This is a genomic window from Pseudomonas sp. Van50 (assembly GCF_055390755.1).
The window spans coordinates 2,698,263-2,709,389 of the sequence record NZ_AP024343.1; the positions used below are offsets into that span (position 1 = coordinate 2,698,263).

Annotated in this window: 7 protein-coding genes and 1 pseudogene; 7 read left to right on the top strand and 1 reads right to left on the bottom strand. The window is 59.2% G+C overall.

Annotation, left to right across the window (positions count from 1 at the left end; all coding sequences use genetic code 11):
• Nucleotides 1-11: 11 nt before the first annotated feature.
• The gene (locus ACZ5M5_RS11950) at nt 12-572 is read left to right on the top strand and encodes a VOC family protein (protein WP_060742953.1); all 561 of its coding nucleotides are present in this window, start codon (nt 12-14) and stop codon (nt 570-572) included.
• Nucleotides 573-672: 100 nt separating this feature from the next.
• On the top strand, nt 673-2,310 hold the full coding sequence (locus ACZ5M5_RS11955; RefSeq protein ID WP_464739071.1) for a bifunctional 3-(3-hydroxy-phenyl)propionate/3-hydroxycinnamic acid hydroxylase: 1,638 nt from the start codon (nt 673-675) through the stop codon (nt 2,308-2,310).
• 85 nt (nt 2,311-2,395) lie between these two features.
• On the opposite strand, the gene ACZ5M5_RS11960 is transcribed toward ACZ5M5_RS11955, so the two are convergent.
• Complete coding sequence (locus ACZ5M5_RS11960) at nt 2,396-3,082, bottom strand: GntR family transcriptional regulator (protein ID WP_060742951.1); 687 nt, start codon at nt 3,080-3,082, stop codon at nt 2,396-2,398.
• 231 nt (nt 3,083-3,313) lie between these two features.
• Here ACZ5M5_RS11960 and ACZ5M5_RS11965 point away from each other — a divergent pair.
• The 5 genes and pseudogenes from ACZ5M5_RS11965 (at nt 3,314) to ACZ5M5_RS11985 (ending at nt 10,502) form a co-directional block, all read left to right on the top strand.
• Nucleotides 3,314-4,965: pseudogene (locus tag ACZ5M5_RS11965) on the top strand (DUF1302 domain-containing protein).
• A 24-nt stretch (nt 4,966-4,989) separates the two neighbouring features.
• A complete protein-coding gene (locus ACZ5M5_RS11970; protein ID WP_103307826.1) occupies nt 4,990-6,342 on the top strand; it encodes a DUF1329 domain-containing protein in 1,353 nt (450 codons plus the stop codon).
• Between the two features lie 87 nt (nt 6,343-6,429).
• Nucleotides 6,430-7,524: a WD40/YVTN/BNR-like repeat-containing protein gene (locus tag ACZ5M5_RS11975; RefSeq protein WP_464739072.1), complete on the top strand. Its 1,095-nt coding sequence runs from the start codon at nt 6,430-6,432 to the stop codon at nt 7,522-7,524.
• The gene (locus tag ACZ5M5_RS11980) at nt 7,521-9,923 is read left to right on the top strand and encodes an efflux RND transporter permease subunit (protein ID WP_464739073.1); all 2,403 of its coding nucleotides are present in this window, start codon (nt 7,521-7,523) and stop codon (nt 9,921-9,923) included. Before ACZ5M5_RS11975 ends, ACZ5M5_RS11980 begins: the two co-directional genes overlap by 4 nt.
• On the top strand, nt 9,924-10,502 hold the full coding sequence (locus tag ACZ5M5_RS11985; protein WP_207281770.1) for an NADPH-dependent FMN reductase: 579 nt from the start codon (nt 9,924-9,926) through the stop codon (nt 10,500-10,502).
• Nucleotides 10,503-11,127: the final 625 nt, after the last annotated feature.

Genomic DNA, 11,127 nt, shown 5'->3' on the forward strand with positions numbered 1-11,127 from the left:
GGAGGTTCCACATGCCCGCGTTACCCACTATCAATTTCACCCATTCCGGCGTGTTCTGTTCAGACCTGGATCGGATGGTCGACTTTTACTGTCGCGTCCTGGGTTTCATCGTCAGCGACAAAGGCGTGGCCTCGACCGGGCATCGCCTGTTTTTCATGACGCAGAATCCGGAGCTGCACCATCAGGTCGTGCTCTTTGACGGCAAACCTGTTGATCTGCCATTCAACCCGATCAATCAACTGTCGTTCCTGCTCAATTCGTTGGATGACCTGAAGGCCTACTACCAATTCGCCAAAAAAAGCGGCATTGAGGGCATCGCCCAAGTGGATCACGGGAATGCCTGGTCGATCTATTTCAAGGACCCTGAAGGCAACCCCGTCGAGATGTATGTGGATACACCGTTCTATACCGCTCAGCCGTGCAAGGAACCGCTGGATCTCGAGTTACCGACTGAGGTCATTCTGGCCCAGACCGAGGCGATGTGCATACGCCGTCCAGGGTTCCAGACACGGGCGCAATGGATGGACTCCATCCGCGCGAAAATCGAAGAACAGCGGGTCCGGATTGCCTGATCGTTCCGTCCGATAAAGGCGATGCCTGGTTGACGAGCAGGCGTCGCTATCGGCATCAACCAACACGCGCAATCGATAACTACAAGAAGCGGAGTAGACGATGGACTACGATGTCATCATTGTTGGAATGGGACCGGTGGGCGCGTTGTGCGCCAATCTGGCCGGTCTGTGGGGGCTCAATGCCCTGGTGGTGGACAAGTGCGAAACGGTCTACGCCAACCCTCGGGCCATGGGCTTTGACCATGAGGTGATGCGCGTCTTCGGCAATATCGGCCTGGCTGACGATATTGCCGAACATGTCATGCCTTATCGCCCCTCGGAATACCGCACGACCGGTTCACAATTGATCAAGCGCATTGACGCTGCCAAACCGCCGTTTCCACTGGGCTGGGCGCCAAATTATGTGTTTTCCCAGCCGCCGGTGGAGCGCGCCCTTCGCGACAAAATTGCCCGTTTCAAATCGGTAACCGTTGAGCTTGGCTCCGAGGTGCTGTCGGTCGACTCCGTCGAGTCCCAGGCTAATGTGCGCATCCAGGCGAAGGACGGAACCGAACGCACGGTCACGGCGACCCATGTGCTGGCCTGCGATGGCGGCACCAGCCCGATCCGCACCCGCTTGGGGTTGAAGATGGACGACCTGGCGTTCGACGAGCCGTGGCTGGTGGTCGATGTGATCCTCAACGAAGGGGCGGGGGAGGACCTGCCGAAGACGAACGTTCAGTTCTGCGAATTGGCCAGGCCGTGCACCTTTGTCGTCGGCCCCGGGCGTCATCGTCGCTGGGAGTTCATGATCAATCCGGACGAGCAGCCTTCGGAAATCTCAAAGCCTGAAACGATCAAGAAGCTGATTGCCCGCTGGTTGCCAGAGCAGGACTATCAGTTATGGCGGGCTTCGGCGTACCGATTCCATGCATTGATCCTGGAGCAGTGGAAAGCCGACCGGGTGTTCTTTCTCGGGGACGCGGCCCACATGACGCCGCCATTCCTGGCGCAAGGCATGTGCCAGGGGATTCGCGATGCCTTGAATCTGGTCTGGAAAATCGCCCTGGTGAAAGAAGGGCTGGCGGCTCCGGATTTCCTGGAGACCTATCAGATCGAGCGTATCCCTCATGTGCGCCAGACCACCCTGGCGGCCAAGGAGTTCGGCGGTGTGATCTGCGAGCGCGACAGCGAGAGAGCCGCGAACCGGGATACACGGCTGATCGAACATATGAAGGAGAACCCGGGCGGGACCATCCGGCAATCGCTGATCCCCGGTCTGTCCCAGGGGTTTATCGCGCAAGTGTCGCCGGCCGGTGAGCTGTTTCCCCAGCCAATGGTGATCAACCATGTCGGCAAGCAGGCCTTGCTTGATGAGTTTACCGGCCAGGCGTTTCGTGTGGTCATTGCCCCCGGCTTCGATGCCACTGCGTTGTTGAGATGCCTGCGCAGCAGCCAGTCGCTTAAAGGCTTGCCTATCCACGTCGTGCGGTTGGTCAACCCTGAGCAATCAGGAGCCCGCGCTGCCGATGAGTACCAGGAAGTCGATGGACTGCTGGCGCAATGGCTGGAACAGCGAGGGTGCAATGTGGTGATCGTGCGGCCCGATCACTACGTATATGGCGGGGCGGTGACGGTAGCCTGGGCGATGGAGTTGCTCGAGGGCATGGAGCTTGCGCTGTGGTGCAAGCCGCCGCAGAAACCCACGCCGACCCAAGGCGGCGTCTGCGATAAGACGATCAGGTTCGCACAGGCTTAAAGCCTGAAAGGCAACACGCCCTTCGCCTGGCACGGTCCACGAACACAGTGCCAGGCGAAGGGTTTTTTGTGATGTGTCATTAAGTCTATTGAAGCGTGGCTTGTCGGCGTTCTATGGCTTCGACAATCCGGCCCAGGGTTTCCTGGATGTGATTGCGCAGCAAGGTGACGGCTTTCTCGGTGTCGCGAGCAAGGGCCGCGTCCATCAACTTCTGGTGCTCGTTGCCCTTGTGCCGCTGGGTGACCCGCTGCTGGGCGGAAAAGCGCCGGTAGCGTTCGGCCCGATCAAACAGCGAGTCGATCATCTTCAACAACAACGGCGAGGGGCACGCCGCGAACAGGGCGAAGTGAAAGGCCTTGTGTCGGGTCGACCATTCATCATCGAGCACCAGCACACCGCTTCCGAGTTTTTTCTCGACCAGATTCAGGCGGTGAAAAGCCCCCAGCACATCGGCTTCCCAGGCATCGTCGCCATGCGTAATGGCATCGGCCAACGCCTCGCACTCCAGTAAGCAGCGCATGCGTGTGATGTCGCGAAAATCAGTGACGGAAATGGGGGCAACCCTGAAGCCCTTGTTATCGCTGGCTTCGACCACGCCATCCTGGGTCAATCGATTGAGGGCTTCACGAATCGGCGAGCTGCTGAGGCCGTAGGTCTTGGACAACTCTGCGACCTTGAGTTTTTCGCCGGGAGCCAGCTCACAACAGACGATCGCTTTTTTCATCTTCGTCAACGCGACATCGATCAGCGGAATGCTGGGGGAGGGAATCATGGTCGGAGCCGTCCTGAAATTTGCACCAAACGGATTTTATGCGCAAAACAGACTTTAGTGCAAAGGCTGATTTATCCCCTTGACTTTGAATTTGCGCAGGGATAGTTTTTGTGCACAAAATATATTTAAGTGCAGCAATGATATTTTTACGCATAAGCAGTGCCAGCGGTATTCGCGGCCAAGGCTGCGAGTGGATGACCTTTTACAAAAACAAAAAACAGGAACATCTCCATGAAAACAGCCAACCAGCGGTTCTGCCCGTTGCCGGTCTCCAGCCTTGCGTGCACCGTCAGTGCAACGGTACTGCTGAGCCTTTCAACCCAGGTGCAAGCCTTCCAGATCGATACCGGCAACCCCGACCTTTCGGCGACGTGGGATAACACCATCAAGTACAGCAATGCCTGGCGTGTGAACAAGCTCGATCACAAAGTGGCAGTGGGCCCGGGGACCTCCAACAGCAATTCCAACCTGGACGATGGCGACCGAAATTTCGACCGCGGGCTCATTTCCAATCGCCTGGACATTCTTTCCGAGTTCGACATCAAGTACAAAGACGTCGGTGCGCGCCTCAGCGCAGCGTCCTGGTACGACAATGTCTACAGCCAGGACAATGACAACGATTCGCCGGGCACCGCCAACTCGGTGAGTGTCGACCACGACGAGTTCACCAGCGACACTCGTCGGATCCACGGTCAACGCACTGAAATCCTCGATGCCTTTGTCTACGGCTCGATGGAGATCGGCACAACCTCGTTGTCCGGGCGGCTCGGGCAGTTCACGCAGATCTACGGCGAAAGCTTGTTCTTTGGTGCCAACGGCATTGCCAACGCCCAGTCCACCGTGGACCTGGTGAAGCTTCAGTCAGTCCCCGGCTCTCAGTTCAAAGAAATCCTGATGCCCACCAAGCAGGTGTCCGGCAACTGGCAACTGAACGACACCGTGAGCGTGGGGGCTACTACCAATTCGAATGGAACAAGACCCGTTTGCCCGCCGCGGGTAGCTACTTCAGCGGCGCGGACTTTGTGGGTGAAGGCGGGGAGCGAGTGTTCTTTCCAACCGGTGAACTGCGCCATGGCAAGGACAAGGATGCAAGGGATTCCGGGCAGTTCGGCGCGCAGTTGAAGTTCGCTGTGGATGACTGGGAGTTCGGTCTCTACGCCGCGAAATATCACGAAAAGACGCCGGTGTTTTACTTCCGTCCGGCCGCGCTGGTGCCGGGGGCCGATGATTCGTTTATCAATGTCTATCCCGAGGACGTGAAGGTCTTCGGCGCGAGTTTCAGCACGCTGGTGGGCGAAGCCAATATCGCCGGTGAGACCTCCATCAGGCTCGATACGCCCTTGGCAGGCGTCGGCGGCACCATCATCACTGGCATGGACGCCGACAACGATTCCAACCCCGCGTACCCCATCGGTCGGTCGTGGCATGCCCAGGTATCGATGATCAATGTCTATGGAGGATCCGCTCTGTGGGACGGCGCTTCCTTGGTGGGTGAACTGGCGTTCAACCGACGGCTGAGCGTCACCAAAAATGCCGATCAACTGGACCCCAACACCACGCGCGATGCATTCGCCATGCGCTTCACTTTTGAGCCGCAATATTTCCAGGTCTTTCCCGGCATCGATGTCCAAGCGCCGATCACCCTTGGCTACAACCCGTCCGGGCGTTCTTCCGTCACGCCGCAGGCATTTGGACCGGAACATGGCGGCGACCTGACGCTGGGTCTCAAGGCCGATTACAAGAAGCAGTGGTACGCCTCGCTGAGCTACACCAACTTCTTTGGCGAGGCCGGGCCGGTTATCAACTCAGCCAACTCCTTCACCTACCAGCAAAACATGAAAGACCGGGATTTCGTGGCGTTTTCGATCCAGCGAACCTTTTAAGCAAAGAACAGGCGGGCCCTGATAATGATAAAAATTAAACTGCTGTTGCTGTCCACTCTGTCGATCTCCCTGTCTGTCGGTACCGCGCTGGCGGCGGTCAGTCCCGATGAGGCGGCGAAGCTCAAGACGACGCTGACGCCCATGGGGGCCGAAAAAGCCGGCAACGCCGATGGCTCCATCCCGGCCTGGACCGGCGGCCTGACCAAGGATGTCGCCGGGGCCAAGTTCGGCGATGTGCCTGCCGATCCGTTCCCTGGCGAAAAACCGCTGTTGCAGATCACTGCCAAGAACGCTGCGCAGTACGCCGACAAATTGAGTGAAGGAACCAAAGCCCTGTTGGCCAAGTTTCCGGACACCTTTCACCTTGATGTCTACCCGACTCACCGCAGCGCTGCGGCGCCGGACAACGTCTATCAAAACACCTTCGCCAACGCTACTGGCTGCAAGACCACCAGCAATGGTTTGTCGGTAGAGGGCTGTTACGGCGGTATCCCGTTCCCGATCCCAAAAAACGGCAACGAGGTCATCTGGAATTTTCTGCTGCGGGTTGAAGCCGAATCCATACAGATGGGCTACGCCAACGTCATCGGCAACGCTGATGGGACTCGGACGCTGGCCAGCCGGGGCGTTGAGAACTGGCAATACCCGTACTACTACAAGGACGGCGCTGCGGATAAATGGTCCGGGCAGTATGCGCTGCTGCGTTTCCTGACCAGCGAGCCGCCGTTCAAGGCCGGGGAATCACTGGTGACCCATGACAGCATCAACGCCCAGCAGCCGCGGGAGGCCTGGCAGTACCTGGTCGGCCAACGCCGTGTGCGGCGGGCGCCTACCGTGGGTTATGACACCCCGGACTTCGTCGCTTCGGGCGCCAACTATTTTGATGAGGTGCACGGCTTCATCGGTCATCCGGATCGCTACGACTGGAAACTGGTGGGCAAGAAAGAACTGTACATCCCTTATAACAACAACAAGTTCCACGCCGAAAAACGCGACGATGCCTTTACCGCCAACCACCTCAATGCGGACAAGGTGCGCTGGGAACTGCACCGTGTCTGGGAGCTGGAAGCCACGGTGGCGCCGGGCAAGCGCCACGCCGTGCCCAAGCGCCGATTCTTCATCGACGAAGACAGCTGGACCATCTCGCTGGTGGATGGCTACGACGCCGAGGGCAAACTCTGGCGTGTCTCCCAGGTACTGCCATTCGTGGTGCCGGCCATCCCAGCGGTGGTGGTCAAACCTGTGGTGATCTACAACCTGCAGGCCAAGACCTACAGCGTCGTCCAGGGTCTGAACGGGGAAACCTACAGCGTGATACCGCGCAAACCCGAGAACTTTTTCACCGGCACCGCAGTGGCATCCGGGTCGGTTCGCTGAGCCTCGCAACGGTTGATCAATACGTTTGTTTTCTGGAAGCGGTGCACGGTCATCGCTTCCAGAGAGCGGCATCATCGAGGTTCAGACATGCCTACTTTCTATTCCGGCCCTATAAAGGCCTTCATTGCCAGCCTGTGGATGGTGACGACGTTTTATGGCTCGGTCGCCGTAGCGCAAACGCCGGGATTGTCCCAGCAACCGGCGATTCACAGCGCGATGGCAACGCAATCGGTCATGCTCAGTGTGGCCCGGGCAGGGCAGCGGTTGGTGGCCGTGGGCGAGCGGGGTTTCATCATCGTATCGGATGACAACGGGGCGACCTGGCAGCAAGTCGGCTCGCCGGTCAGCGTGACGCTGGTCAAGGTGCGTTTCATCGATGACAACCAGGGCTGGGCAGTCGGGCATGCCGGCACCGTGCTGCACAGCCAGGATGGCGGTTCGACCTGGGCTAAACAGCTCGACGGTGTCCGAGCCGCCGAAATCGAACTGGAGCAGGCCCGGCGTGACACCGATGAGCGGGCCCCGGAGCGTCTGTCCCAGGCTCAGCAACTGGTAGATGAAGGGCCTGACAAACCGCTGCTCGACCTGCTTTTCCTGGACGCGCAAAACGGTTGGGTGGTGGGGGCTTATGGCTTGGCTTTCGTCACCCATGATGGCGGGCTCAGTTGGCAGTCCATTCGTGCCCATGTCGATAATCCAGACGGATTACATCTCTATGGCATCGCGCGGATAGGAGCCGATGTCTTCATCGCTGGCGAGCAAGGGACATTGCTGCGCTCCAGCGACACCGGCCAGACCTTCGAGGCGCTGACGCCGCCTTTCGAGGGAACGATCTTCGGTCTCGCACCGGCCGCCAATCATTCGATCCTGGCGTTCGGACTGCGTGGCAAGGCCTTCGAGTCCCGGGATCGCGGCGAGACTTGGAAGCATCTGGACACCTTGCAGCCGGTGACGTTGACCAGCGGCCTGCGTCTTGATGATGAATCGGTCCTGCTGGCGGACGAGTCGGGTCGGGTGCTGCGTTTTGCCGATGGCGACACGCAAGCCGCTGTCCTTCAGATACCTCAACCTCGTTACTTCACGGGCATGACGCAAGCGGCGAACGGTGACCTGATCATCAGCAGCACGCGGGGCATGCTGTCGTCCGCCATAAAAGTGGCATCGTCGGAGTCGCCACAATGAACAGTTTTACGCACTCTGCCGAACACTCGCCTGCGTTTGCATCACCTGCCTTTGATCCTGCTTCCGGGACCCTGGTCGAGCGACTGTTGTTCAATCATCGCAGCATCGTCTTGGGCATCTGCGTGCTGCTCAGCCTGGTGCTCGGCTATCAGGCGTTGAGTCTGAAGCTCAATGCCGCCTTTGAAAAAATGATCCCGACGGATCACCCCTATGTGCAGAACTATCTGCAAAACCGCAGTCAGTTGGGGGAGGGTGGCAACACATTGCGGATTGCGATCGAGGCCAGACAGGGCAGCATTTTCAGTGCCGAGTACCTGGAAACGGTCAAGAAGATCAACGACGAAGTGTTTTTGCTCCCCGGTGTCGACCGCTCCTACATGAAGTCCTTGTGGACGCCGGCCACGCGCTGGATCGGCGTGACCGAGGAGGGTTTCGACGGCGGTCCTGTCATCCCGGACGATTACGATGGTTCGGCCAGCAGCCTGGAACAGGTGCAGCAGAACATCGAACGGTCGGGCGAGGTGGGGCGGCTCGTGGCCTCCAATTTCAAGTCCAGCATCGTGCTCCTGCCGCTTCAGGAAAGCGCCTCGGATGACGGTACCCCACTGGATTACAACGCATTGTCAAACCGACTCGAACAGATTCGGACCAAGTACGAAAACCAGAACATCCAGATTCACATCACCGGTTTCGCCAAGGTCGTGGGGGACTTGATGGACGGCATGCGGCAGATGCAGCTGTTCTTCGCCGCGACCTTGGTGATCTGCGGGCTCGTGTTGTTCTGGTACACCCGTTGTGTACGTAGCACGGTGCTGGTGCTGCTGTGCTCGATCATCGCGGTGGTCTGGTTGCTGGGTTTGCTGCCGACACTGGGGTTCGACCTGGATCCGTATTCCATCCTGGTTCCGTTCCTGGTGTTTGCCATCGGCTTGAGCCATGGCGCCCAAAAAATGAACGGCATCATGCAAGACATCGGACGCGGTGCCGACAAGCTGGTAGCGGCGCGCTTTACCTTTCGCCGGCTGTTTTTAACCGGGTTGATGGCGCTGGTGGCGGACGCCGTGGGCTTTGCAGTGTTGATGATCATCAAGATCCCGGTGATCCAGGACCTGGCCGTTACCGCGACGGTCGGTGTGCTGACGCTGATTTTTACCAACCTGATCCTGCTGCCGATCCTGTTGTCATACACCGGCGTGAGCAAAGTGGCGGCGCAACGGGAAGCGGCCAACGACCGGTTTTCCAAGCTGGACGCTCATCACGCCCGGCATCCGCTCTGGGCTTTCCTGGATCGCTTCACCGAACGCAAATGGGCCAGCGGCGCGATCTTCATCGGCGTGGTGCTGGGTGCGCTGGGCTTTGCCATCAGCCTTCACGTCAAGATTGGCGACTTGAATCCTGGAGCACCGGAGTTGCGTCCTGAGTCGCGCTACAACACCGACAACCGCTTCATGGTCAGCAACTTCTCCGCCAGCAGCGACAAGTACGTGGTGATGGTCAAGACCCCGCAGTACTTCTGCGCCAATTACCAGACGTTGGTAACGGTGGATGCTCTGGAGGCGCAGTTGCAACAGTTGCCGGGCGTGGTGTCCACCACCTCCCTGGCGGCACTGAGCAAACAGGCCGCGGCCGGGATGAACGAGGGCAGCATAACGTGGTACGAGATACCGCGTAACCAGGGGCTATTGAACGCGATCATCACTCGTGCACCGCGGGAGTTGTTCAACCAGAACTGCGATCTGCTGACCGTGTATGTCTACTTGACGGACCACAAGGCCGATACGCTCACCCGCGTGGTGCAGACGGTCGAACAGTTCGCGGCAAGCCATGACAGCGATCAGATTCAGTTCCTGAACGCGGCGGGTAATGCCGGTATCGAGGCGGCCACCAACATCGTCGTGAAACGTTCGAATGTGCAGATGTTGTTCATGGTGTACGCAGCGGTCATTGCCCTGTGTTTCATCACGTTCAGGTCCTGGCGAGCCGTGGTCTGTACGGTGTTGCCGTTGATGCTCACGTCCGTGCTGTGCGAAGCCTTGATGGTGGGGCTCAACATCGGTGTAAAAGTGGCGACCCTGCCAGTGATCGCCTTGGGGGTGGGAATCGGTGTGGATTACGCGCTCTACATCCTCAGCGTGACGCTTGCCAACCTGCGCAATGGTTCCAGCCTGTCGGATGCCTATTACCTGGCGCTGTTATCCACCGGCAAGGTGGTGGTGATGACCGGGATTACCTTGGGGGTGGCCGTGACCACTTGGGTACTGTCGCCGATCAAGTTCCAGGCCGACATGGGCATTTTGCTGGGCTTCATGTTCGTCTGGAACATGGTGGGGGCGCTGATTCTGGTGCCCGCGCTCGCGCATTTTCTCCTCAAGCCCAAGCCACAGACCGTGAGTATTTAAATGACCGCAACGATAAACCTCCTGGGCTTGTCCGGCAGTTTGCGCCAAGAGTCGGCCCATACGGCGATCCTGCGCACGGTGGCCGAACGATTGCCTGAACATGTGCAGTTGACGCTCCACGAATTGAACAATGTCCCGCCGTATAACGAGGATGACGATGGCGCCCATTCACCACCGGCCGTGATTGCCTTGCGCGCTGCTGTGGCGGCGGCCGATGGGTTAGTGATCGGCTCGCCGGAATACAACCACGGTATGTCCGGCGTGTTGAAAAATGCGCTGGATTGGTTGTCCCGTCCTCATGGGAAATCGGTACTGCAGGGCTGCCCGGTATTGAGTTTCACTGCCTCGCCAGCGTTCACGGGTGGGGTGCGCGCGCATCAACAGCTCAATGAAACGCTCTGGGCGATCCAGGCGCTGCAGGTCGTTTATCCGCAGATCGTGATCGGTAACGTGACCGGCAAAATAGATCAGGGGCAGCTACGGGACGAATCAGCCCGGGCTTTTTTATTGGATGGCGTTGGCGTGTTGATCACGCAGATCGCTAACGCACCTATGAGGGGACGTTCACGTTGCTCTTGATGCCCGCTGGAAGCGAGTCCGGAACTAGGGGGATGGTCAGTGCCCAGACCTCCGAGGGGCTGTGGCGGTGGGAGGGCTCAGGGGGTTAATCAAGGAGCTGGAGCCTGCCCACTGGACATGTCGGCTGCTTCCTTTTTGATTGGCTGAGCAGTGGGTGCCGCGCCCGGCTGCAGGCTACGCAAGGGGCCGAAGGCCAGCCCCAGGCTGGCCAGCAGCACATACAACAGGCCAGCCGCGGCAAACAGCAGGCTCAGGCCGCCCACCTTGCCCGTTCCCAACAGCGGCGCCAGCCTGGCCTGCCACTCTCCGGCTTTGCTCATCCATGTGATCGCCCAGCCGTCGGCCAATGCGCCGGCGCCCAGGGCGCCAATGGGCATTGCCAGCAGGCACACCATTTGCCGGGCCGACAAGACCCGGCCGAGGGCGTCGGCGGGCAGGCTGCGTTGCCAGAAACTTTGGTCGCTGCTGGTGCTCAGGGAAAAACAGCCGAACGCGACGAAGGCGGCCACATACAGCACCACCGGCGAAGCGCTGGCGCCGATGGTCAGGACGGCGGCGCCGAGCAGCAGGTCGGCCAGCAATACAGTGCGGATCAGCCGTGCCGGCGGCCGGGCCACCACCCACA